The following is a 23,463-nucleotide window of genomic DNA, read 5'->3' as shown; positions in this document are numbered from 1 at the left end:
GCTGTGATGGAACAACTCGGGCTCGCCGGGATGCCGACCCGGCTCTTCTCCTGCACTCCGTCCAAACTGGCCTCGTTCGCGGAGTGCCCACGCCGGTACCGCATGACCTATGTCGACCGGCCGACGCCGCCCAGAGGTGCGCCCTGGGCGCACAACGCGCTGGGCGCGACCGTGCACAACGTCCTGCGTTCGTGGTGGCTGCTGCCCCGGCCGCAGCGGACGCCGGAGGCGAGCCGGAAACTGCTGCGCGAGGCGTGGATCTCCGACGGCTACCGCGACGCCGAACAGCAGGCGGCGGCGAAGGAGCTCGCGGCCGGCTGGCTGGAGCGCTACCTGGAGAAGGTCGATCCCGGCGCCGAGCCGTTCGGGCTCGAGCGCACGGTGGCGATGCGCACCGAGCGGCTCGCGGTCTCCGGCCGCATCGACCGGCTCGACGACCGCGACGGCGAGCCGGTCGTCGTCGACTACAAGACCGGGCGCTCCGCGCTGTCCGAATCGGACGCGGCGGGCTCGCAGGCGCTGGCGCTCTACGCGCTGGCCGCCGCGCGCACGCTCCGGCGGCCCTGTCAGCGTGTCGAGCTGCATCATTTGAGCGCCGGTGAGGTCTACACCTACGTCCACACCCCGGAGCGCCTGGAGCGGCATCTGAGGCGGGCGGAAGCCACTGCTGCGGACGCGGTCGAGGCCGAGACCGCCTTCAAGGAGGCCGGTGCGTCGGCCGACGAGGCGTTCCCGCCCGCTCCGGGGCCGCGCTGCTCGTGGTGCGATTTCCGGCGCCACTGCCCGGAGGGGCAGGCGGCGGCGCCGGCGAAGGAACCGTGGGCGGCGCTGCCCTCAGGCGGGGAGTGACTCCAGGCGGCGCACCGGAACACCGGCCACGCGGGCGCGCGCGGCCTTGAGGTGGGGGCCTTCGCGGACGCTCGCCGGCAGCGCCAGCACGGCGGTCCGCAGCGCACGGAGGCTCGCGGTCGCGGTCAACTCGCTGCCGGGCAGCACCGGCAGGTGCGTGTAGAGCCGCTTGGCCCAGCCGGGCAGCAGCCCGAAGCTCATCGCGACGAGTGCTCCCCAGCTCGGGGCGGCCGGCGTCGCCCACCGCACCCACCAGCGCATCGGGGGCACGCTCAGCAGCCGCAGGCCCTCGTAGGCCGGCCCGGTGGCCCGGAGCAGCGGCTTGACCTCGGCGAAGTACGCGCTGAGCTCCGCCGCCGTGCGCGGCACCTCGTCGGTGAGGCCGACCAGGCGGGCCTGCCGCACCTGCTCGGCGACGTACCGGTCGGCGTCGGCGTCGGAGAGCCGCAGACCGCCGCGCCGGGCCGCGTAGAGGAACGAGTCGACCTCGCAGCAATGCACCCAGAGCAGCAGCGCCGGGTCGTCCACCGGGTAGACCCGGCCGGAGTCGGGATCGAGCGCGGTGAGCCGCCGGTGCACCCGGCGGACCTTGCCCGCGGCCTCCTCGGCCTCGGCCGCGGTGCCGAACGTGGTGACCGCGACGTACTCGGTCGTGCGCTGCAGACGCCCCCACGGGTCGGCGCGGAACCCGGAGTTCGCCGACACACCGGCCATCGCCACCGGGTGCAGCGCCTGCAGCAGCAGCGCACGCAGACCACCGATCGCGAACGACGGATCGGCGTGGATGCGCCAGGTGACGCTCTCGGGCCCGTAGAGGCCGAGGTCGGAGATCACCATGGGGCCTCCAATAGTCGGATCATCGAGTTTCAGTGTGCACCCAGAACGCCGTCAGCGCCTCCGCGGTCGCCGCCGGGTTCTCGATCGCGGGGGAGTGCGCGGCGTCCGGGACGACGTGGTGGCGGGCACCGAGCCGTTCCGCCATGTCGGCCTGCACCGGCGGGAGCCAGGCGTCGTCGTGCTCGCCGTGGCAGACCAGCACCGGGACGCCGGTGCCCGCGAGCGCCGCGGTGCGGTCGGGCTCGGTGCTCAGCGCGTCGCCCATGCCTTGCAGGCCGGCCGCCGACGAGGCGACGAACCGCCGTTTCAGGAACGACTGCAACTCCGGGGCGAGCTCCCGCCAGCTCTCCTCGGCGCGGGCCGCGCGGTCCATCGCGTCGAACACCGCGTCCAGGCCGAGCGGGAGCAGCGGGGCGAGCCGTTCCATGCGGTCGCGCCGCGCGCCGACGATCGCGGCCGGCCCGGACCCCAGCAGCGTCAACGAGCGGAACTCGGCCGGCGCGGCCAGCACGGCCGCGCGCGCGACCAGCCCGCCGAACGAGTGCCCGACCAGGTGCGGCGGCCCGTCGCCGAGCGCGGCGACCACCGCGCGGACGACGTCGCCGAGCCACTCCACGGTGTAGCCGAGAGGCGACTCCGGGCCCGGTGACTCGAACTGGCCGGGCTGGTCGATCGCCACCACGCGGTAGCCGGCCCCGGTCAGCGGGTCGAACAGGGGCGCGAAGTCTTCCTTGCTGCCCGTGTAGCCGGGGACGAACAACGCGGTGCCGCGGCGACGCCCGGCGGGCGCGGCGTCCCAGCCGGCGACGTCGTAGCCGAGGGCCGGGAAGACCACCCGGTCGGCGCGGTGAGGGGCGAGCTGAGTCACGCTTTCAGTGTGCCCGCGAACCTGTTACGTGAGTTCCTCGTGTGACTAGCCAGGCATTTACTTAGGGTACGGCTGTAACCCTGTGGGCGGAGGATCCCGTGTTCGAGAAAGTGTTCGGCCTGCCGGCTCACCCGCTGGTGGTCCACGCCGCGGTCGTGCTGGTGCCGATCGCGGTGCTGTGCTCGTTCGCCTACGTTCTCGTGCCGCGGTTCCGGCCCAAGATCGGGTGGGTGCTGGCGCTCAGCTCGCTGGCCGGCGCCGGCGCGTCGATCGTCGCGGCCGAGACCGGCGACCGGCTGGCCAAGTTCCTCGGCGGCTCCGACGCCATCAACGAGCACGGCGGCTTCGGGCTCGACACCCGCAACATGGCGGTGCTGCTCGCCGTCGTGGCCGTCGTGCTGTTGATCGTCGAGCGCGCCCGGGCCAACCGGCGGGAGCCGATGCGTGGCTACGAGCGTGACCAGTGGGGCATGGTCGGCGAGCCGCCGCCCGCCAACAGCAGCGGCTCGACCGTGCTGACCGTCGTCTCGGTGGTGCTGATGATCGCGCTGCTGGCCACCGCGGTCGGCGCCGCCGTCTCGGTCGCCCGCGCCGGCGACACCGGCGCACGCATGGTGTGGGAGAGCGTCGGCTGACTCTGCTCGACTAGATTCCGGCGCCAGCGGCGGTGCCCGCCCGGATCACCATCATCAGCAGCAGCAGGAACAGCACGACGAGCGTCAGGACGCCGACGCCGACCGTGACGGCACGCGCCTGCGCGTCCTCCCGGTCGAGCGCCTCGTGGTCCTGCTCGGGCAGTGAGCGCGCCACTGGGCCCGGCACGATCACCGGGCCCCAGCCGACCGCCTCGGCCGGGCGGTGCATCCGGGGCGGGCCGGCGTACTGCGCCGGTGCCGCCGGAGCACGGCCCGGGGGCGGTGCCGAGTTCGCCGAGCCGGCCGGGCGACGCCAGAAGACGTCGCCGGCCGAACCGTCCGGAGAAGCCCAGCCGTTCAGACCGTTCACGGACGGTGGCACTGTCACTCGCCGCTGGCGGCGTCGGCCGGTGCGTCCGCGGCCTCGGTGCCGGTGGCCCGGCGGGCCCGGCTCGCGCCGGTGCTGCGGCGGCGCCGACGACGACGCGGAGCCGCGCCGTCCTCGCCGTCGACCGCGGCGATCGGCTCGCCGGCGTCAGCGGTGTCGGCCGCCGGGAGGAACGTCGGCGGGGTGATCGTCGCGACCGTCGCCGGAGCGGCGTCCGCGGTGATCTCCGTGGCCTCGGGGGCCGTGAACTCGGTGCCCTCCGGCAGCGGGGTGGTGCTCAGCACCTGACCGCCACGCAGCCGGCGCCGCGGCTTCGTGCGCTGCCGGGCCGGCAGCTCGATCTCCGCGGCCTCGTCCTCGGGGGCCCGGGTGTCGACGTCGCCGCCGCCCCTGCGGCTGCGGGTGCGCACCCGGGTGGCGCGGGCCTTCTTGCCGCCGGTCTCGCCGAGGTCCTCGACCTCTTCGGCGTCCAGGCCGGCGCGGGTGCGCTCCTTGCGCGGGAGCACGCCGGTGGTCTCGGCCGGGATGTCGAGCTCGGCCAGCAGGTGATCCGACGTCGAGTACGTCTCCGGCGGATCGGCGAACGGCAGTTCGAGCGCGGTGTTGATCATCGTCCAGCGGGTGAGCTCGTCCCAGTCGACGAACGTCACCGCGACCCCGTCGGCGCCGGCGCGACCGGTGCGGCCGATCCGGTGCAGGTAGGTCTTCTCGTCCTCGGGGCACTGGTAGTTGATGACGTGGGTGACGCCGGTGACGTCGATGCCGCGCGCGGCGACGTCGGTGGCGACGAGCACGTCGACCTTGCCCGAGCGGAACGCGCGCAGCGCCTGCTCACGGGCGCCCTGGCCGAGGTCACCGTGGACGGCGGCGGCCGCGAACCCGCGGTCGATCAGGTCGTCGGCGACTTTCTGGGCGGTGCGCTTGGTGCGGCAGAACACCATCGTCAGCCCGCGGTCGCGGGCCTGCAGGATGCGCGCGAGCATCTCGGACTTGTCGAGCGCGTGCGCCCGGTAGACGTGTTGCGCGGTGGTGGGGACCGTGCGCCCGGCATCGGGCTCCTCGGCCCGGATGTGCACCGGCTGCCGCATGAAGTTGCGCGCCAGCGCCACGATCGGGCCCGGCATCGTCGCGCTGAACAGCATCGTCTGCCGTTCGGACGGGATCGTGGCCAGGATGCGCTCGATGTCGGGCAGGAAGCCCAGGTCGAGCATCTCGTCGGCCTCGTCGAGCACCAGGATCGACACCGCGCCGAGCTGCAGGTGACCCTGCTCGACCAGGTCGATCAGGCGGCCCGGGGTGCCGATGACGACGTCGACGCCGTTCTTCAGCGCGGAGATCTGGGGCTCGTAGGCCCGGCCGCCGTAGACCGAGAGGACCCGGACCTTGCGTGTCTTGCCGGCCGCCGACAGGTCGCGCGTCACCTGGACGCACAGCTCGCGGGTGGGGACGACGACCAGGGCCTGCGGCGCGCCGCCCGCGGCGCGCTCACCCTCGCCCGGCGCCTCGATGCGCTGCAGCAGCGGGACACCGAAGCCGAGTGTCTTACCGGTGCCGGTGCGGGCCTGGCCGATGAGGTCGCTGCCGGCGAGCGCGATCGGGAGCGTGAGCTCTTGGATCGCGAACGCGCGGGTGATGCCGACCGAGGCCAGCGCCTCGACGGTCTCCGAGCGGACGCCCAGGTCGGCGAAGAGCGGGTTCTGCTCGCTGACCGGCTTGGTGGCGGTGAGTTCTTCGATCTGCTCGACCTCGGGAGCGCCGGTGGTGGCGTGCTCCAACTGGATCGGGTCAGCTTCTGTCGTGTCGTTCGTGTTCAGGGGTCTTCGCCTCTCTCCGAGTGCGCAGACGCCCTGGTGGATCCGGTAGCAACAGGGGCACGTCCGGCGCTCGCGCCTGCCGCGGTGCGGCAGCGGGCTCAACGGGACGGCGCCCTGGAGTGGGGTCCGCGCTCGATGTTCAACTGCTGTTGGTGCTGGTACTACCGTCTGTGGGTCCGAAGGACCTGGCGCCCGCGCGGGGGAGATCACTACGGCGCGAGTTAGTGCGGTGACGGGTGTCACCTCACTCATAGCCTACCGCGACGGTTTTCGCACCTGCGGTCGCGTGGCGACGTGGTCGGCGATCTGTGACGAAGACCGCCATGCGTCCCCGGAGCTAAACAGGCTCTACGGTGTGCACGTCGACCGTAGAACCGTCAGTTCGAGGAGTTCCGCTGAGCGTTTCGGGTGATGAAGCGGTAGCCGACCTGCTTGGCGTTCTCTCCTACGGCGCGCTGGTCGCGTTCGACAACCTCGGTGCGGACGCCCGCCTAGCGCCGGACCTGCGGCGACGCGCCGCGCTCAGCGAGATGGCCGCGGCCGAGCTGGTGCACTACCGGCGGCTCGCCGACCGGCTGGCCGAGCTCGGCGTCGACGCGGTCGACGCGATGGAGCCGTTCGTGCCGTCGCTGGACGCCTACCACACCTCGACGCGGCCGCGTGACTGGCTCGAAGGCCTGGTCAAGGCGCACGTGGGCGACGGCATCGCGGACGATTTCTACCGGGAGGTGGCGGCGCACCTCGCCGAGCCCGACCGCTCGCTCGTGCTCGAGGTGCTGCACGACGACCGGCACGCGTCGTTCGCGGTGGCCGAGGTGCGTGCCGCGGTGGAGGCCGACCCGGTGCTGGCCGACCGGCTCGGGCTGTGGGCCCGCCGCCTGGTCGCCGAGGCGATCACGCAGGCGCAGCTCGTCGTCGCGGCCCGTCCCCGCCTGGTCGAGCTGGTGGAGCCGAGCGGGCTCGCCGGCCTGGCCGCGCTGATCGACCGCCTGACCACCGGCCACGCCGCCCGCTTGTCCGCGCTGGGGCTCCGGTCATAAAACGAATGCCCGGCCGACGGCCGGGCATTCGTCTTATTCGCTATCAGGGAGTGCCGAACCCCACGCGCCGCAGCTCGCTCTCGGCGATCTCGACGTATGCGATCTTGTCGGCGGGGACGACCACGCGCCGCCCCTTCTCGTCGACGAGGGACAGCAGCCCCGACCGCCCGCCGAGCGCCTCGGCCACCGCCTGCTCGACCTCGTCCTGGCTCTGGGTGCTTTCCAGCACGAGCTCGCGCGGAGCGAACTGCACGCCGATCTTGACCTCCACCGCAGTGCCTCCTCGCTGAACACGCTCACTTCAACCGAGCTAAAAGCTATCCGATCGGTGTCGTGACCGAGTGGCTCGGGCGGCGGTGTCAGCGCTGAGCGGAATTTTCCGCCTCGCGCTCCAGCGGGAAGTCCGAGATGCCGCGCCAGAGCAACGTGCTCAGCAGACCGACCGCCTCCTCCTTCGGAACCGACCGGTTGGCGTTCAACCAGTAGCGCGCGGCGATCTCCGACGCACCGGTCAGACCGACCGCCAGCAACTCGGCCCGGGAGCGTGAGACACCGGTGTCATGCCCGATCGTGTCGGCGATCGCCTCCATGCAGAGCTGCGAAGCCCGCTCCACCCGCTCGCGTACCGCCGGCTCGTTGCGCAGGTCGGACTCGAACACGAGCCGGAACGCCTCGCCCTCCCCGTCGACGAAGTCGAAGTAGGCCTTCGTCGCCAGGTGCACGCGGATTTTGTTGTCGGTCGTCCCGGCGAGCGCCTGTGTGACATGGTTCACCAGCGCCTCGGTGTGCTGGTCGATCAGCGCCAGGTACAGGTCGAGCTTGCCGGGGAAGTGCTGGTAGAGCACGGGTTTGGAGACACCGGCCCGATCGGCGATGTCATCCATCGCCGCCGCGTGGTAGCCGTTCGCGACGAAGACCTCCTGCGCGGCGGTGAGCAACTGACGACGCCGCGCGGACCGCGGCAGCCGACCCGTCCTGGCGCCGCTCGCGGCGACCGGATCACTGCTCACCGGGGTAGCCATGGTCTCCTCCAGCCTTGCGGACCTTTCCGCACTTACCGCCGGGTAGCAAGACTACGCGAGGTGTCTCGAACGTTCTGCCCGCTCGGCCGGAACCGCCGTACGTTCGGCCCGTTTGCCCCTTCGGTACTGGACCGTTCCCGCAGAGAGGCCTGACCGGAAGGGCCATCCGTCGGTAGCCTGCTTCCAGGTCGAAGGAGAAGAAGGAGCACGTCGTGACCACCGCTCCGCATCGTCACCGACCCCTGGTCGGGGCGCACGCGGTGTTCTCGGTGCGCTCCTCCGGTCCGGAAAGCTCCCGGCCGCTCGCGGTGACCGCGCTGCTCGACGCCGTGCGCGCGGTGGTCGGCGTCCGTGACGTCGAGCTTCGAACCGCGGCGGGCGGAGACCGTACTCTGCACGTGGATCTCGTCGACGGTGCGGACGAGAGGGCAGTGGCGTGGTCAGTGACCCGGATCCTGGACGAAAGGCTCGGCGTGGAGGTTGACCAGACCCGATCGGTTCTGGTGGACGATGGTGTGGACGAGGGTCGGAGCGTGCCGCTCGACGGTCCGCAGCGCCGTGTCCACCTCGAGCGCTTACAGGTCGTCACCGGCGGATTGGACGTGCGGGTGGACGTCGCGCTCGCGACGCACTCGGCGCGTGTCGTCGGCTCGGCGAGCGGTCCGGCGGTGGAACGAACCGTCCTGCGCACGGTCGCCGGCGCGACGCTGAACGCGGTCGACGCGCTGCTCGAGGGCCGGGCCCGCTGCGGGCTGGACCAGGCCGAGCTCACCGACATCGGATCCGACCGGCTCGCCGTCGCGGTCGTGACGCTGCTGACGCCGGGCCAGGTCGACCGGCTCGCCGGCGCGGCGCTGGTCCGCGGCGACGCACGCCAGGCCATGGTGCGCGCGGTGCTCTCCGCGCTGAACCGCCGGTTCGAGTCGTTGCTGCCGGAGAACGGCGCGTCGTCCTCGTGGGCGTCGGCCAGCCTGCACTCCGCGCCGCCGCTGGCGGTCGAGAACACCGCCACCTACCGGACGATCATGGCCGGAACCGACTTCCCCGACAGCCCGAGCTACGGCGACGGCGCCGGCCGGCCGGAGAGCCCCGGCGGCCAGGAGGAGCCGGCGTACGACGCCGAGCCCGAGACCGAGCCGCTCTACTCGCCCCGCGCGGACGTCACGCACTCGGAGGCCACGCGGCCGGAGAGCACGCGTTTCGGGGCGTCCACGGCGGAGAGCTCGCCGTTCGGCGTCTCCGCCACGGAGGGCACGCGGTCGGGAACCCCCGCGGCGGAGAGCTCGCCGTTCGGGGCGGCGGCGGAGTCGACGCCGGAGCCGGCCGGGCGTGAGCCGGTGCGTGGTGGTCGTGCCGCTCGCCGTGCCGCGGCGGCCGCGCGTGAGGGAGCCGAGCAGCCGTACGGCGAACCCCGTTCGTCGGCGAGCAGCACCGCGCCGGAATACGCGGCGAGCACGCCGTTCGTGGCGCCGTCGTCACCGTCGCCCTCCCCGTACGCCGATCCGGTCGCGTCGCCCACCGGTGAGCTCGAGCTGGCTTCCGGCCCCGGCAGCGGCGGTGACCTGGGCGACTGGGCGGCCGCCACCTGGGCGCGCCTGGTCGACAACGACGTCACGAAGGACGGCCCGGAGCGGCCGGCCGCGGCGTCGGCCCCGGCGGCGGAGCGGGCGAGCGGGTCGTTCCCGGTCGTCAACCCGCCCGACCCCGGCCTCGGTGCGCGCACCAGCGGTGATCTGAGCGCGGCGTCGTCCTCCGCGGTGTTCACGCCGCCGGTGGAGCCGGAGGCGTACACGCCGCCGGCCGAGCCGGTGTGGTCGTGGCCGACGTCCGAGGACCCGTCCCCGGCCGCCGCCGAGTGGAGCCCGCCCCGCTGGGACGAGCCCGCCGAGCCCGGCAACGTGTCCTACGGGCGCTCGGCCAACGGCGCGAGCGGCCTCGGTGGCCTGGGCGGCGGCAGCGGCCTGGGCAGCGGCGGTGGCGGTGGCTTGGGCAGCGGTGGTGGCCTGGGTGGCAGCTACCTCGAGCGTGAGTACGGCGGCCTCGGCGGCACGGGTGCGAGCCCGACCGGTTCGGGTGCCGGCCCCGCGGGTGCCGGTCGGGCCGGCCGGCACGGGCGCGCGGACTCCGGGCCGCCGGGGGCCGGTCAACCGGCCGCGTCCGCCAACGGTTACGGCCAGTCCGGGTCGGACGGTTACGGCGCCTACGGGCCGAACGGATACGGCGGCCCGACCGCGAACGGCTCGAACGGCTCCGGCCCGAACGGCTCCGGAGCGAACGGTTACGGGCTCGGCGGCCCCGCCTCCGGGCGCAACCCCGGCGGCTCCGGGCCCGGTCTCGGCGGCCTTGGCAGCCCGGTCGGCCCCGGCCTCGGCGGTCCCCGCGACCTCAGCGGCCCCCGCGATCTCGGCCCCCGTGACCTCGGCGGGCTCGGCCCGGCGTCCGGCCCGGGTGGCTACGGCGGCCTCGGCCCGACCCCGACGTCGTCCGGTCCGCTCGGCCCCGCGAACTCCGGTCCGCTCGGCCCGGCGAACCCGGGCCCGCTCGGCCCCGGCTCGGCGGGTTCCGGGCCGCTCGGCCCCGGCCCGGCGGGTTCCGGGCCACCGCGCCGCCGCCACGCCGCCGAACCCACCGGCACCTGGCCGCTCGTCCACGACCCGCTCGGCCCGGGCGGTGGCGCCGGCGGCCCGAGCGGATCCTGGGCCGACCCGCAGCCGATCGGCCCGCCGAGCCAACGCGAGCCGAGCCCGGCCGAACGCGGCTACCGCGGCCCCGGCCCCGGCGGTCCGAACGGCCCCGGCGGTCCGAACGGCCCCGGCGGCCCCGGCGGTCCGAACGGCCCCGGTCAGCCCGGCGATCGCCGGGAACAGCCGGGCGGCCGGGCACGGCGTCGCTACGCGGAGGAGGACAGCGGACGGCACGGCGGCAACTACTGATCCACGGGCACACTGGATCGAGTGACGCCTGCTCGCCTCGCCCCTGATTCCGCCGTCCGTCCCACCGCCGATCCGCAGGTGCCCCCGTGGCCCGGCCGCACCGTCGAGGTTCCCTGGCCGGGCGGCGCCGTCGCGATCCACGTCCGCGAGACCCCGGCCACCGCGCCGGGCGCCGAGCCCGCGCTCTACGTGCACGGTCTCGGCGGGTCGGGCCAGAACTGGACCGACCTCGCCGACCTGCTGTCCGACCGGCTCGACGGGCAGGCGATCGACCTGCCCGGGTTCGGTCGCAGCGGCCCGGCGCTGCCTGGTGGGTACAGCCAGCAGAGCTACGCCGACCTGGTGATCCGCTGGATCGAGACGTCCGGGCGCGGGCCGGTCCACCTGTTCGGCAACTCGCTCGGCGGTGCGGTCGTCATCCGGGTCGCGGCCCAGCGCCCGGACCTGGTGCGCACGCTGACGCTGATCTCGCCGGCGATGCCGGTCTACCTGCCGCAGTCGACGCACCGGCACATGCTGCCGGTGCTGTTCGTCCCGCGGGTGGAGCGCATCGTCGAGCGGGTGCTGCGCGGCGCGACCCCGCACCAGATGGCGCGGGGCATGGTCGACGTCTGTTTCGCCGACCCCGACGCGGTCTCACCGCAGCGCTGGGACGAAGCGGTGGCGGAGGCCGAGCAGCGTCTCGCGGTGCCGTGGGGCGCCGAGGCGTACGTGCGCACGGTCCGGGGGCTGGTGGGCTCGTACCTGGTGCCACCGGGGCGTTCGCTGTGGCGGTTCGCCGCCCGGATCACGGCGCCGACGCTCGTCATCTGGGGACATCAAGATCGGATGGTGAGTGTCAAACTGGCTGCAAGGACTGCAAAGGCGATACCGGGCAGTCGATTGCTTGTTCTGCGCGGTGTGGGACATACAGCTCAACTCGAATGTCCCCGTATCGTGGCTCGCGCGGTGCTCCCGCTGATAGGGCATCGTATGCAGTACACGGGGTAAGGCTGCGGAAACTGGGACCGGGGAGGCGTGCTGAGCGAGCGGACCGCGGACCCGACCGTGCGCGAGGACGACTCCCCGCCGGGTACCGCGACGACCGAGTTCCGGGCGCGACGTCCTCGCGGCGCGCACCGCCCGGAGACCACCTCCGAAGCCCGCCGTGCGCTCCAGACCGAGATCCGCCGTGGACGTCGTCCCGGTGACCGTTCCGCGACGGCGGGGCCGCCGCGCTACTCGGTGTCCGCGACGTACCTGCGTGCGCAGCGGCAGGCGGCCCGGCGTCGCGCGGCCCGTCGTCGTCGCCGTTTTCTGGTGCTGCTGGCGTTGCTCACCTGCGTCCTGGTCCTCGTCGACCTGGTGCGCGGCAACGACACCGAACCGGAGAAGCCGAGCGCCCGCCCCAGCGCGAGCGCGAGCCCGCAGCTGCCCACGGTGGCCAACCCCAGCGCCGAGGCGCTCCAGCCGGAAGCGACGCCGTCCGGGCCGGCCGCGATCTCCGTGCCGCAGCGCGGTTCGGGCACGTTCACCGTGGCCGGTGGCACGTCGAAGATCCGCGGCACCGCGGGCACCCTGGTCCGGTACCAGGTGCGGGTGGAGAAGGGATCCGGGCAGGGCGCGGGCACGTTCGCCGAGGCCGTCGACACGACGCTCGCGGACCCGCGTGGCTGGACCGCCGCGAAGAAGTGGCGGTTCCAACGCGTCGCCGGCGGTGACGTGGACGCGGTGATCCTGCTCGCGACGCCGGAGACCACGAACCGGATCTGCCGCGCCGGTGGTCTCGACCCGGGTGGTTACACGTCCTGCCGCACCGGCGACCAGGTGGTGATCAACCTCGCGCGCTGGCTGCTGGCCGTCCCGGCGTTCAACGGCGACCTGGCTACTTACCGGCAGTACGTCGTCAACCACGAGCTGGGACACCAGCTCGGCCACGGACACGTGCTCTGTGGCGGCCGGGGCCGACCGGCACCGGTGATGCAGCAGCAAACGTTGGGCCTGCAGGGATGTGTGCCCAACGCGTGGCCGTTCGTCGACGGGAAGTATCTGAGCGGGGCGCCGACCGCCGGTCAGTGATCGGGAACAATGGGGGCGGAGGCCAGGTTCAAGCCCTGGAGTATCCCCGCCTGGAAGGAGCCGCTCGTGGCCCTGCCGCCGCTGGTCGAGCCGGCCGCGTCGTTGTCCGTGGACGAGGTACGCCGCTATTCGCGGCACCTGATCATCCCCGACGTGGGGATGGACGGGCAGAAGCGGTTGAAGAACGCCAAGGTGCTGTGTGTAGGCGCGGGCGGTCTCGGTTCGCCCACCCTCATGTACCTGGCCGCCGCCGGTGTCGGGACGCTCGGCATCGTCGAGTTCGACACCGTCGACGAGTCGAACCTGCAGCGCCAGATCATCCACGGCCAGTCCGACATCGGCCGGAGCAAGGCCGAGTCCGCGCGTGACTCGGTCAAGGAGATCAACCCGTACGTCAACGTGATCCTGCACGAGACCCGGCTCGAGTCGGACAACGTGCTCGACATCTTCCGTGACTACGACCTGATCGTCGACGGCACCGACAACTTCGCCACCCGTTACCTGGTGAACGACGCCGCGGTGCTGCTCGGCAAGCCGTACGTCTGGGGCTCGATCTACCGGTTCGAGGGCCAGGTCAGCGTCTTCTGGGACGAGCACGGCCCGAACTACCGCGACCTGTACCCGGTGCCGCCGCCGCCCGGCATGGTGCCCAGCTGCGCCGAGGGTGGCGTGCTCGGCATTCTCTGCGCGTCGATCGCGTCGGTGCAGGCCACCGAGGCCATCAAGCTGATCACCGGCATCGGTGAGACGCTGCTCGGCCGTCTGATGGTCTACGACGCCCTGGAGATGTCGTACCGCACGATCAAGATCCGCAAGGACCCCGCGGCCGAGCCGATCACCGAGCTCATCGACTACGAGGAGTTCTGCGGCACGGTCTCCGAGGAGGCGCAGGACGCCGCCCGCGGCTCCACGATCACCAACCTGGAGCTGCAGGAGTGGAAGGACGCCGGGAAGGACTACTTCCTGGTCGACGTCCGCGAGCCGGCCGAGTTCGAGATCGTCTCGATCCCGGGCGCGACGCTCATCCCGAAGGGCGACATCCTCTCCGGGCAGGCGCTCTCGCAGCTGCCGCAGGACCGGCAGATCGTCCTGTACTGCAAGACCGGGGTGCGTTCCGCCGAGGCGCTGGCCGCGGTGAAGCAGGCCGGCTTCAAGGACGCCGTCCATGTTCAGGGTGGCGTGATCGGCTACGTGAAGCAGATCGACCCGAGCCTTCCCGAGTACTGAGCACCACGAAAAGGGCCCGCCGCGAATCGCGGCGGGCCCTTTTGCGTGCGGGTCAGGCGTCGATCTTCTGCCGCTCGTTCCGCGCGAGGCGCGAGTGGCGCTTGCCGTACCCCAAGTAGATCGCGAACCCGAGCGCCATCCAGGCCAGGAACCGCAGCCAGGTGGCCACCTCCAGGAACAGCATCAGGACGACGCAGAAGACGACGGCCAGCCCCGCCACCACGGGCAGCGCCTTCACCCGGAACGCCCGGTCCAGGTCCGGCCGGGTCCGGCGCAGCACCAGCGTCGAGATCGACACGAGCGTGAACGCGAACAGCGTGCCGATGTTCACCATCTCGGCCAGCGCCGAGAGCGGCAGCAGCCCGGCCAGGATCGCCACGATGACGCCGACGATGATCGTGATGCGGTAGGGCGTCCCGAACTTCGGGTGCACGGCGCCGATCTTCTTCGGCAGCAGTCCGTCCCGGCTCATCGCGAACGCGACCCGGCTCTGCCCCAGCATCAGCACCATGATCACGGTGGTCAGGCCGGCCAGCGCGCCGACCGTGATGATGTCGGCGAACAGCGGGTGTCCGACGTCGCGGAACGCGGTGGCCAGCGGCGCCTTCGGGTCGAGCTCGCTGTACTTCTGCATGCCGACGACGACGAGCGACACCGCGACGTACAGCAGCGTGCAGAGCAGCAGCGAGCCGAGGATGCCCCGGGGCACGTCGCGCTGCGGCTTCTTGGTCTCCTCGGCCGCGGTCGCGACGACGTCGAAGCCGATGTAGGCGAAGAACACCAGCGCCGCCGCGGCGAGGATGCCGCTGACGCCGAAGCTCGCCGGGCCGGACCCGAAGATCGTCTGGATCAGCGTCGCGGAGAGGCCCGACTCACCTTCGGCGGGTTTGGTCGGCGGGATGAACGGCGTGTAGTTCGACGCCTTCACGAAGAACAGCCCGGCGACGATCACGAACAGCACGACCGCGAGTTTGATCGTCACGATGATCGCGTTCAGGCGCGACGAGATGCGGATGCCGGTGACCAGGACCGCGGTGAGGATCAGCACGATGACCGCGGCCGGGAGGTTGAAGACGCCGTCCTCGGCATTGGCGATCGACGTGGGGAGTTCCCACCCGATCGTCTCCAGCAGTACCGAGAGGTATTGCGACCAGCCGACCGAGACCGTGGCCGCGCCGATCAGCAATTCCAGGATCAGGTCCCATCCGATGATCCACGCGACCAGTTCGCCGATGCCGACGTAGGAGAACGTGTACGCGCTACCGGCCACCGGCACGGTCGACGCGAACTCCGCGTAACAGAGACCGGCCAGGCCGCACGCGATCGCCGCGAGAACGAACGAGATCGCCACTGCCGGACCGGCCGATTCCTGGGCCGCCTCGCCGGTGAGAACAAAGATTCCGGTGCCGATGATGACCCCGACGCCGAAGACCGTCAGGTCCAGACCGGACAGATCCTTTTTGAGTTGATGTTCGGGCTCTTCAGTCTCTTGAATCGCCTGTTCGACCGTTTTGGTGCGCATCACGCTCATGGGGGTGCCTCCCGGTCCGGTTGCCGGTCCTGTTTCCCCTTGTGGCGCTCAACTAATCCGTCTCTCCCGGCCACCACCGGGCCGCGTCCATCGCGACCTTCACGCCGCGGAACGTCACCCCCTCCGACCGCAGCCGCCGCGTCGCCTCGTCCTCGTGCCCGGGCGGGAGACGGCCGTCGGAGGCGACCACCCGGTGCCAGGGGACCGCGCTGCCGTAGCGCGCCATCACGGCCCCGACCGTGCGGGCCGAACCGCTGCCGGTGCGTTCCCGGACGACCTCGGCGACCATGCCGTAGCTCATCACCCGGCCCGGCGGGATCTCCTCGACGACGTCGAGCACCTGCTCCACGTACTCACTCGGCGGTGTTGGGGTCACGCGCCCCATTGTTCACGGGTCAGAATGTCCTTCCGCCGGTCCGTCGGAAGCGCCAGGATGCAAACGTGACAGTCACTCCGGTTTCGGTGCGGCCCGGTCTCGGGCGCGGCACCCGCATCGGGTACGCGGCCGGCTCGCTGGTGCCCGGTGCTTTCGGCACCGTCCCCGGCCTGCTGTTGCTGCCGTACCTCACCGACACGCTCGCGGTCGCGGCCGGGCTGGCCGGCCTGCTCGTCCTGCTCCCCAAAGCGTGGGACGTGCTGCTCAACCCGGTGGCGGGCCGGATCTCCGACCGGACGACGAGCCGCTGGGGCCCGCGTCGGCCCTACCTGCTGGTCGGCGGGCTCGGCACCGCGGTCACGTTCGCCGCGCTGTTCGCCGGGCCGCTCGACGGGGCCGCCGGCGCGGTCTACGTGACGATCGCGTTCCTCGCCACCGCGACCGCGTTCGCGTTCTTCCAGGTGCCGTTCGTCGCGATGCCGGCCGAGATCACCGCGGGCAGCGCGGATCCCTACCGTGAACGCACCCGCTTGATGACCTGGCGCATCGCGGTGCTGGCGCTGGCCATCCTGGCCTCCGGCGCCGCCGCTCCGGCGATCCGCGACGCGGCCGGCGGCGGCCTCGCTGGTTACCGCGTCGCCGGGGTGGCGATCGCGGTGCTGATCGCGGCCGGTGCGCTGGCGTCGTTCTGGGGCACCCGGCGTGCGCCGGTCGGCACCGTGCACGAGAGCGAGCCGTCGCTGCGTCGCCAGCTCGCCGTCGCCCGCGGGAACCGGCCGTTCGCGCTGCTCCTGGCGTGTTTCGTCGTCCAGGCCGTCGGCATCGGCGCGATGCTGGCCGGCACCGACTACGTCGCCGCGGGCCCGCTCGGGGACGCCGGGGCGACGTCGCTGCTGTTCGTGTGTTTTGTCGGGCCGGCGCTGGTCGTGATGCCGCTCTGGGAGCGGGTGGGCGCGCGCATCGGCAAGCGCGCCGGGTACCTGGCCGGGTCGGTGCTGTTCGGCGTCGGTGCGCTCCTGGTCGCCCTCGGCCTGCTGGTGGGCCTGGTGCCGGTGCTCCTGGCCACGGCGTTGGTGGGGGTCGGGTACGCCGGCCAGCAGGTGTTCGGGCTGGCGATGCTGCCCGACACGATCGCGGCCGACGAAGCCGTCACCGGGCGTCGGCAGGCCGGGGTGTTCACCGGCCTCTGGACCGGCGGGGAGACGCTCGGTCTGGCGCTCGGCCCCGGCCTGTTCGGCCTGGTGCTCCAGCTCGGCGGCTACCGCTCCGGGGTCGACGCCGCCGCGCAGCCGGACAGCGCGCGGGTGGCGATCGCGCTCGGGTTCTCGGTGCTGCCGGCCGTGATCGTGCTGGGTGCGCTGCCCCTGCTCCGGCGCTACGACCTCACCCCCGCGCGCCTGGCCGCGCTCACCACCCCCACCCACGGAGAACCATGAGCCTCTCGGAGCGCGGTGCCGCGGCCGACGACGTCCTCACCGCGCTGGCCGACCTGCGCGCCGGTGACCTGCCGACGCACGGCGGGCGCACCTGGGCGTACGTCTACGACTCCGGGCTCGCCGGGCTCGACGAGCTGGCGCACCGGGCCGCGCAGGCCGTGACCGGGCTCAACGGGCTCGACCCGACGGTGTTCCCCTCGCTGCTGGCGATGGAGAACGAGGTCGTCGGCGCCGCGGCGGCGCTGCTCGGCGGCGGACCGGACACGGTCGGCACCGTGACGTCCGGTGGCACCGAGTCGATCCTGCTGGCGGTCAAAGCGGCCCGGGACGGCGCCGGGGTGGAGCGGCCGCAGCTGGTCGCCCCGGTCACCGCCCACGCGGCGTTCGCGAAGGCGGCCGAGTACTTCCAGGTCGAGCTCGTCCCGGTCGACGTCGACCCGGTCACGTTCCGGCCCGACCCGGCCGCCGTCGCGGCCGCGGTCACCGACCGCACCGTGCTCGTCGTGGCCAGCGCGCCGTCGTACGCGCACGGCGTGATCGACCCGGTCGCCGAGATCGCGGCGGTGGCGGCCGAACGGAACGTGCGGTGCCACGTGGACGCCTGCATCGGCGGGTGGATGCTGCCGTTCTGGCGCCGGCTGGGCGTCGAGGTACCGGATTTCGACTTCCGGGTGCCGGGCGTCACGAGCGTCTCGGTGGACCTGCACAAGTACGCGTACGCGCCCAAGGGGACGTCGGTGCTCCTGCATCGCGATGCCGCGCTGCGGCGCAGCCAGTTCTTCGCGTTCGCGGACTGGCCGGGGTACTCGATGATCAACGCGACGATGCAGTCGACGAAGTCGGCGGCGCCGCTGGCCGCGGCGTGGGCGGTGCTCCGGCACCTCGGCGAGGAGGGCTACCTCGGGCTGGCCGAGCGGACGCTCGACGCGACCAGGGCGTTGATCTCCGGAGTGTCGGCGGTGGAGGGGCTGCGGGTGTTGGGCCCGCCGCAGGCCAGCCTGGTCGCGTTCGGCGCCGCCCCGGACGGCCCGGACCTGTTCGTGCTGGCCGACGAGCTGACCGTGCGTGGCTGGTATGTGCAGCCGCAGTTCGCGCTGGGGGAGTTGCCGGCCAACCTGCACCTGACCGTCACCGCGGCCAGCGCGCCCAGGATCGAGCCGTTCCTCGCCGACCTGCGTGCGTCGGTGGCGGCGGCACGTGCGCACGGCGCGGTGTCGGTGGACCCCGGAATCGTCGAGTACCTGCGCTCGCTCGATCCCTCCACGTTGACGTCCGAGGAGTTCGCGGGCCTGCTGGCGGTCGGCGGTCTGGCGCCGGGCGAGGGCGCGTTCACGTTGCCCACCCGGATGGCCGAGATCAACGCGCTTCTCGCCGCGGCCCCACCGCGGTTGCGCGAGCGCCTGCTGGTCGAGTTCTTCGGGCTGCTCTACGTCCCCTGACACCCCCGGCTCGTCAACTGTGGTTGACGCTGCCCGTCGGGTCAACTAAAGTTGACGACATGAGCGAGGCAACCGAGCTGGCCGCGGCGGCCAGCAGCGGGGACGCGCGAGTGGGCCTCCGGGCCGTCCGCGCGCTCCGCCGACTGGCCGAAACGCTGGAGGCAGTGCAAGTCGAGAACGCCCGCCGAGCGGGCTGGTCCTGGCAGGAGATCGCCGAGGTCCTGGAAGTCACCAAGCAGGCCGTGCACAAGAAGTACGCCGGGCGGGTGCCCGGCTCCCCGAGTTAGGAGGACGGAGATGTTCGAACGATTCACGCAGGACGCGCGCGAGATCGTCCTCGGCGCGGCGGAGGAGGCGCGTCAGCTGCGCCACCCCCGGGTGGGCACCGAGCACCTGCTGCTCGGCATGCTCACCACGCCGCACTCGGGTGCCTACGCGGTGCTGCACGAGGCCGGCCTCGAACACGAGCGGGTGCGCGCGGAGATCGCGAGGATCGTCGGGGAATCCGGCCGGATCCTCACCGACGACGACGCCGAGGCCCTCAAAGCGATCGGCATCGACCTCGACGCCGTGCTCGCGAACGTCGAGAAGTCGCTGGGCCCGGCGTCGTGGACCACCCCGCCGCCGGAGCCCGAGAAGAAGGGCATCTTCCGTCGTCCGCAGCGCGGCACCCGGTTCGGGCCGCGGGCGAAGAAGGCGCTGGAGCTGTCGCTGCGCGAAGCGATCCGGCTCGACCAGCGTCGGATCGGCAGCGAGCACGTCCTGCTCGGGGTGATCCGCGAGGGCGAGGGGCTCGCCGCCCAGGTGATCGTCGGCGCCGGGGTCGACCTCGCCGACCTGCGCAAGAGCGCCGAGGCCCGTCTCCAGAGCGCGGCGTGAGCGCCCCGGTGCGGGTCGCGCTCCACACCGAGACGGTCGGCAGCGGCCCGACGCTGCTGCTCGTCCCCGGCGGTAGCGGCGACGCGTCGAGCTTCGGCGCGCTGCCCCGGCTGCTCGCCCGGAACTTCACCGTCGTCACCTACGACCGCCGGGGGTTCGGCCGCAGCGCGACCGGCGTGCCGCCGGACGAGGCCCGGCGCCTGAGCGACGACGTCGAGGACGCCGTGGCCCTGCTCGGCGACGAACCGGGCTACGTACTCGGCAGCAGTTCCGGCGCGATCGTCGCGCTGCACCTCGCGGCCAGGTACCCCGAGCGCGTCGTCACGGTGATCGCCCACGAGCCGCCGCTGTTGGCCCTGCTGCCCGACGCCGCCCGCTGGCACGCCCTCCTGGACGACGTGCACGCCACCTTCCGCCGGGACGGCGCCGCCACCGCGATGCGTGTCTTCGCGGCCGCGGTCGGCCAGGAACCCCCGCCCGAGCACGTCCCGCCGGACGCACCGCCGCACCTGGCGGAGATGTTCGCGCGCCTGACGTCGAGCCAGGAGTTCTTCCTGGAGCACGAGTTGCGGCAGTACGTGCGGCGCGTGCCGGACCTCCGCGCGCTCCGCCGCGCCAAGGACCGGATCGTGCTCGCCGGCGGGCACGATTCCCGGGACGCCGGTGGCCGGCTGGTGCCGTACCGGCCGAACGAGGTCCTCGCGGCCCGGCTCGGCACCACGATCACCGAGTTCCCCGGTGCCCACCTCGGCTACCTGACCCACCCGGTGGAGTTCGCCGAGCTCACTCGTTCCGCGCTGACGCCGGGCCGGTGAGCGTCCGCAGCAGCGGCAGCGTGGAGGCGACGACCGCCAGCGACACTCCCAGGCCGACGCCCACCACCAGGTAGTACTCCGTTCCGGGCGCCCGGAGCGAGATCGACAGCTGGGACCGCAGGAACAGGTGCGCGGCCAGCAGACCGCTCCCGATCGCCACCGCGGCGACGGTCAGCAGCGGCACCGTGCTCTCGAACGCCACCACCCGGCGCAGCACCGCCAGCGGGGTGCCGCTCAGCCGGAGAAGGCTGAACGGACGGCGTCGCTCGAGCAGGCCCCCGACCACGCCGACCGCGAGGCTGCATCCGGCGACCGGGAGGCTGACCAGGACGACCACGTTCGCGACCTGCGACCAGCCCTCCATCGAGCGGTTGAAGGTCGCCGAGCGGTCCGTCTCGGTGGACGGCGGGTGGTGGTAGCCGGGGAAGCCGACCTCCAACGCCGTCCGGGCCCGCTCCAGCGCGGCGGGCGAGCCGTCGGTCCGCACCAGGAAACCGGTGAGCGGCCGCCGGGCGAACTCGGCCGCGGACAGCTCCGACGCCGGCCACGTCCGGCCGGGCTCGAGGAGCGCCGAGGCCACCTCGACGACCGCGGCTCCGGCCGGGCACCGTCCCAGCTCGGGTGAGGCGGCCAGGTCGGCGCAGGACATCAATGTTCGGTAACCGCCGCCCGGTGCCTCGCGGAACTCGGCCGTGGCCAGCACGCCGGGAACGGTGTCGACAGCGGGTGGCGCGGCCGTCTCGCCGGTGAGGTACACCTCCATCCGGGCGGTGTCCGGGTCGCCCGCGGTACGGCGCTCCGCGACCATCGAGGTGATGATTCCGATCGCGACCGTGGTGACGAACAACGCCAGCACCAGCCCGCTGACCGAGCGGAACGCCGCGCGGGGGTCGTCCGCCAGCCGTCGCGAGGCGATCAGGGTCGAGGTCCGGCTCGAACGGCGGGCCAGCGCCCTGGCGCCGACCATCGTCAACCACGGTCCGCTGGCGATCAGGCCGACCATGACCAGCGCGACGCCGCCCAGGTAGACGAACGTCTGCCCGGACGTCGACTCCGGGCGCCGACCGACCGTCCAGGCGAGCAGCGACAGCCCCAGCACGAGCGGGGCGATCCGCCACGCGCGTGGCGGCTTCGGCGTCACCCGGTGGGTGACCCCGAGCGGCGAGATGCGCACCCGGCGCAGCGTGAACAGCGACGACGCCGCGGCCGCCAGGGGGACACCGACCGCGACCACGACCGTGTCGACCGCGGTGAGGGCCACGTCGCCGGGGTAGGACGGCGCGCGGGCGAACGCGACCTCGGCGATCGGCCCCCGCAGCACCAGGTACAGGCCGAAGCCGAGAACGGTACCGAGCACCGACGCCGCCGCCGACTCGACCGCCGCGATCCGGGAGATCTGCCGTGGGGTCGCCCCGACCAGTCGCATCGCGGCGAAGCGCTGTTCACGGCGGGCCGCCGCCAGCCGCGTCGCGGAGTTCACGAAGATCAGGATCGGGAAGAGCAGACCGACCGCGACGATGCCGAGGATGGCCTTGAGCGCGCCGGAGTCGGCCTGCGGTGTGGAGGTGCCGATCGCCGTCACCTGCTCGGCGCCCGCCAGCCGCTCCATCTCGGCCGGCGTGCGCCCCACCAGCGCGACGAGGTCGTCCGGCGAGGCCACCGCGTCCTCGCCGAGCACACCCACCGGCCGGCCGGGGAACCGGTCGCCGAGTTCCGCGGCCGGCGTCGACGCGATCAGGTCGCGCAGCGCGGGGGACACGTAGTACTCGCCGGGGCCGGGGAGGCGGTCGACCCCCGGCGGCACCGGCGAATCCGGCCCGGTGGCGGCGACGTCGGCCCGGGTCAGATCCCGGCCGCGGAAGAAGTCCGCCCTGGTCTCCCACCAGAGTGGATCGCCGGAGCCGGTGGCCCGGCCGTCGGTGTAGAGCCAGGCCGTGCGGTCGTTCTGCGTGGTGACCGCGTTGATGCCCGCGACGATCGCGAGCAGCATGCCGACGCCGAGCGCGACCGCGGCGACGATCAGCGCCAGGCGGGCCAGCGCCTCGCGTCCGCCGGCGAGCGTGAGCCGGAGCCCGAAGGCGATCATGCGGCCAGCGCCGGGCTGTTGACCCGGCCGTCGCGGACGACGACCTCGCGGTCGGCGTAGGCGGCGATGCGTGGCTCGTGCGTGACCAGGACCACCGTGGTGCCGTGCTCCCCGGCGATGCCGACGAGCAGGTCCATCACCTGCTCGCCGGTGAGCGAGTCGAGCGCGCCGGTCGGCTCGTCGGCGAAGAGCACGGCCGGGTCGGCGACCAGGCCCCTGGCCAGCGCCACCCGCTGGGCCTGGCCGCCGGACAGCTCGCCGGAGCGCCGGTCCTCCAGCCCGTCGAGGCCGAGGCGGCCGAACCAGGGCGCGGCCCGCCGGACGGCCTGCTTCCGGCGGACGCCGCCCAGGAGCAGCGGCAGCGCCACGTTCTCCAGCGCGGTGAGCTCGGGCACCAGTTGGCCGAACTGGAACACGAACCCGAAGCGCTCCCGGCGGATCCGGCTGCGTTCCTCGTCGGAGCGGGTGTCGATCCGTTGCCCGTCGAACCACACCTCACCGGAGGCCGGCACCAGGATGCCGGCCAGACAGTGCAGCAGCGTCGACTTGCCCGACCCGCTCGGGCCCATGATCGCGAGCATCTCGCCCGCGCGGACCTCGAGGCCGGCGCCCCGTAACGCGGGCGTCGACCCGAACGACAGCTCCAGGTTCTTGGCTTGCAGGATCATCGCTTGACCGCCTCCGCGAGTTTGTCCAGCCGGGCCTGGGTCAGGTCGATCCACCGGAGGTCGGCCTCCAGGTGGAACAGCCCGTGGTCGGCGAGCAGCGCATCCATCAGCTCGCCGGTGCGCTTGACCTCGGTGAGCTCGCGCATCCGGGCCAGGTGGGAGGCGCGCTGCCGGTCGAGGTACTCCGCCGCCGGCCGGTCGAGCATCAGCGCGAGCACGACTTTCGAGAACAGCACGCTCTGCAGGTGCGGCTCGGGATCGACCGGCTCGGTGAGCCAGGCGTCGACCTCGGTGGCGCCGCGGTCGGTGATCACGTACTGCTTGCGTTCCGGGCCGTCGCCGGGTGCGACCTCACCCACGACGACCTTGCCGTCGCGCGCCAGCCGTCCGAGCGTCGCGTAGACCTGGCCGTAGGAGAGGGTCTTGTCGCGCCCGAAGAACATGTCGTAGTTCCGCTTGAGGTCGTAGCCGTGGCTGGGCTGCCGCTCCAGCAGACCGAGCAGAGCGAGGGGAACGTTCATGTCGGCAACTATACGCTGAGAGTATACGCCGAGTGTATATG

23 protein-coding genes are annotated in these 23,463 nt (G+C 72.9%); 12 read left to right on the top strand and 11 right to left on the bottom strand.

Annotation, left to right across the window (positions count from 1 at the left end):
• Positions 1-6 precede the first annotated feature (6 nt).
• Positions 7-849 carry a RecB family exonuclease gene (locus ABD437_RS42015; RefSeq protein ID WP_344654575.1) on the top strand — a complete coding sequence of 281 codons (843 nt, stop codon included), beginning with the start codon at positions 7-9 and terminating at the stop codon, positions 847-849.
• Here ABD437_RS42015 and ABD437_RS42010 read toward each other — a convergent pair.
• Together ABD437_RS42010 and ABD437_RS42005 are read right to left on the bottom strand one after the other, a co-directional pair.
• Entirely contained in the window at positions 835-1,686 is an 852-nt protein-coding gene (locus ABD437_RS42010) for an oxygenase MpaB family protein (protein WP_344654574.1), read from the bottom strand. The genes ABD437_RS42015 and ABD437_RS42010 overlap by 15 nt on opposite strands.
• Before the next feature lie 19 nt (positions 1,687-1,705).
• Positions 1,706-2,554, bottom strand: a complete 849-nt coding sequence (locus ABD437_RS42005; protein ID WP_344654573.1) for an alpha/beta fold hydrolase — start codon at positions 2,552-2,554, stop codon at positions 1,706-1,708.
• A 98-nt stretch (positions 2,555-2,652) separates the two neighbouring features.
• Between ABD437_RS42005 and ABD437_RS42000 the strand changes: the two genes are divergently transcribed.
• Positions 2,653-3,189 (top strand): DUF2231 domain-containing protein, encoded by a 537-nt coding sequence (locus ABD437_RS42000; protein WP_344654572.1) that lies wholly within the window; start codon positions 2,653-2,655, stop codon positions 3,187-3,189.
• Between the two features lie 10 nt (positions 3,190-3,199).
• Here the strand turns inward: ABD437_RS42000 and ABD437_RS41995 are convergent, their stop codons facing one another.
• Entirely contained in the window at positions 3,200-3,559 is a 360-nt protein-coding gene (locus tag ABD437_RS41995; RefSeq protein ID WP_344654571.1) for a translation initiation factor 2, read from the bottom strand.
• 14 nt (positions 3,560-3,573) lie between these two features.
• Complete coding sequence (locus ABD437_RS41990) at positions 3,574-5,358, bottom strand: DEAD/DEAH box helicase (RefSeq protein WP_425558387.1); 1,785 nt, start codon at positions 5,356-5,358, stop codon at positions 3,574-3,576.
• A gap of 386 nt (positions 5,359-5,744) precedes the next feature.
• On the opposite strand from ABD437_RS41990, the gene ABD437_RS41985 reads away from it, so the two are divergent.
• Positions 5,745-6,431, top strand: a complete 687-nt coding sequence (locus ABD437_RS41985; protein WP_344654570.1) for a ferritin-like fold-containing protein — start codon at positions 5,745-5,747, stop codon at positions 6,429-6,431.
• A 43-nt stretch (positions 6,432-6,474) separates the two neighbouring features.
• Here the strand turns inward: ABD437_RS41985 and ABD437_RS41980 are convergent, their stop codons facing one another.
• Entirely contained in the window at positions 6,475-6,702 is a 228-nt protein-coding gene (locus tag ABD437_RS41980) for a DUF3107 domain-containing protein (protein WP_344654569.1), read from the bottom strand.
• Positions 6,703-6,790: 88 nt separating this feature from the next.
• Positions 6,791-7,453, bottom strand: coding sequence for a TetR/AcrR family transcriptional regulator (locus tag ABD437_RS41975; protein WP_344654568.1), 663 nt, complete (start codon positions 7,451-7,453; stop codon positions 6,791-6,793).
• Between the two features lie 212 nt (positions 7,454-7,665).
• Between ABD437_RS41975 and ABD437_RS41970 the strand changes: the two genes are divergently transcribed.
• The 4 genes from ABD437_RS41970 (at position 7,666) to moeZ (ending at position 13,671) form a co-directional block, all read left to right on the top strand.
• Positions 7,666-10,386 carry a hypothetical protein gene (locus tag ABD437_RS41970; RefSeq protein WP_344654567.1) on the top strand — a complete coding sequence of 907 codons (2,721 nt, stop codon included), beginning with the start codon at positions 7,666-7,668 and terminating at the stop codon, positions 10,384-10,386.
• Between the two features lie 21 nt (positions 10,387-10,407).
• On the top strand, positions 10,408-11,376 hold the full coding sequence (locus ABD437_RS41965; protein WP_344654566.1) for an alpha/beta hydrolase: 969 nt from the start codon (positions 10,408-10,410) through the stop codon (positions 11,374-11,376).
• A 27-nt stretch (positions 11,377-11,403) separates the two neighbouring features.
• Positions 11,404-12,444, top strand: a complete 1,041-nt coding sequence (locus ABD437_RS41960; RefSeq protein WP_344654565.1) for a DUF3152 domain-containing protein — start codon at positions 11,404-11,406, stop codon at positions 12,442-12,444.
• 66 nt (positions 12,445-12,510) lie between these two features.
• Positions 12,511-13,671, top strand: a complete 1,161-nt coding sequence (moeZ, locus tag ABD437_RS41955; RefSeq protein WP_344654564.1) for an adenylyltransferase/sulfurtransferase MoeZ — start codon at positions 12,511-12,513, stop codon at positions 13,669-13,671.
• Between the two features lie 52 nt (positions 13,672-13,723).
• On the opposite strand, the gene ABD437_RS41950 is transcribed toward moeZ, so the two are convergent.
• Together ABD437_RS41950 and ABD437_RS41945 are read right to left on the bottom strand one after the other, a co-directional pair.
• Complete coding sequence (locus ABD437_RS41950) at positions 13,724-15,202, bottom strand: amino acid permease (RefSeq protein ID WP_344654563.1); 1,479 nt, start codon at positions 15,200-15,202, stop codon at positions 13,724-13,726.
• A 52-nt stretch (positions 15,203-15,254) separates the two neighbouring features.
• Positions 15,255-15,578, bottom strand: a complete 324-nt coding sequence (locus tag ABD437_RS41945; protein ID WP_425558376.1) for an MGMT family protein — start codon at positions 15,576-15,578, stop codon at positions 15,255-15,257.
• A 65-nt stretch (positions 15,579-15,643) separates the two neighbouring features.
• Here ABD437_RS41945 and ABD437_RS41940 point away from each other — a divergent pair, with 65 nt between their 5' ends.
• From ABD437_RS41940 to ABD437_RS41920, 5 genes are read left to right on the top strand one after another with little or no spacing between them, the layout of a single operon-like run.
• Positions 15,644-17,014 carry an MFS transporter gene (locus ABD437_RS41940; protein ID WP_344654561.1) on the top strand — a complete coding sequence of 457 codons (1,371 nt, stop codon included), beginning with the start codon at positions 15,644-15,646 and terminating at the stop codon, positions 17,012-17,014.
• Positions 17,011-18,453: a pyridoxal phosphate-dependent decarboxylase family protein gene (locus tag ABD437_RS41935; protein WP_344654560.1), complete on the top strand. Its 1,443-nt coding sequence runs from the start codon at positions 17,011-17,013 to the stop codon at positions 18,451-18,453. The genes ABD437_RS41940 and ABD437_RS41935 overlap by 4 nt, the downstream gene beginning before the upstream one ends.
• Before the next feature lie 59 nt (positions 18,454-18,512).
• A complete protein-coding gene (locus ABD437_RS41930; protein WP_344654559.1) occupies positions 18,513-18,740 on the top strand; it encodes a hypothetical protein in 228 nt (75 codons plus the stop codon).
• A gap of 10 nt (positions 18,741-18,750) precedes the next feature.
• Positions 18,751-19,332, top strand: coding sequence for a Clp protease N-terminal domain-containing protein (locus tag ABD437_RS41925; RefSeq protein ID WP_344654558.1), 582 nt, complete (start codon positions 18,751-18,753; stop codon positions 19,330-19,332).
• Positions 19,329-20,147: an alpha/beta fold hydrolase gene (locus ABD437_RS41920; RefSeq protein WP_344654557.1), complete on the top strand. Its 819-nt coding sequence runs from the start codon at positions 19,329-19,331 to the stop codon at positions 20,145-20,147. The genes ABD437_RS41925 and ABD437_RS41920 overlap by 4 nt, the downstream gene beginning before the upstream one ends.
• Here the strand turns inward: ABD437_RS41920 and ABD437_RS41915 are convergent.
• From ABD437_RS41915 to ABD437_RS41905, 3 genes are read right to left on the bottom strand one after another with little or no spacing between them, the layout of a single operon-like run.
• Positions 20,116-22,233 (bottom strand): FtsX-like permease family protein, encoded by a 2,118-nt coding sequence (locus tag ABD437_RS41915; RefSeq protein WP_344654556.1) that lies wholly within the window; start codon positions 22,231-22,233, stop codon positions 20,116-20,118. The genes ABD437_RS41920 and ABD437_RS41915 overlap by 32 nt on opposite strands.
• Positions 22,230-22,901 (bottom strand): ABC transporter ATP-binding protein, encoded by a 672-nt coding sequence (locus tag ABD437_RS41910; RefSeq protein WP_344654555.1) that lies wholly within the window; start codon positions 22,899-22,901, stop codon positions 22,230-22,232. Before ABD437_RS41910 ends, ABD437_RS41915 begins: the two co-directional genes overlap by 4 nt.
• Positions 22,898-23,422, bottom strand: a complete 525-nt coding sequence (locus ABD437_RS41905) for a PadR family transcriptional regulator (protein WP_344654554.1) — start codon at positions 23,420-23,422, stop codon at positions 22,898-22,900. The genes ABD437_RS41910 and ABD437_RS41905 overlap by 4 nt, the downstream gene beginning before the upstream one ends.
• Between the last annotated feature and the right edge of the window lie 41 nt (positions 23,423-23,463).

This window comes from Cryptosporangium japonicum (assembly GCF_039524755.1).
In the GTDB taxonomy this organism is placed as follows: Bacteria; Actinomycetota; Actinomycetes; order Mycobacteriales; family Cryptosporangiaceae; genus Cryptosporangium; species Cryptosporangium japonicum.
This window is presented reverse-complemented; position numbering and strand designations above follow the sequence as displayed.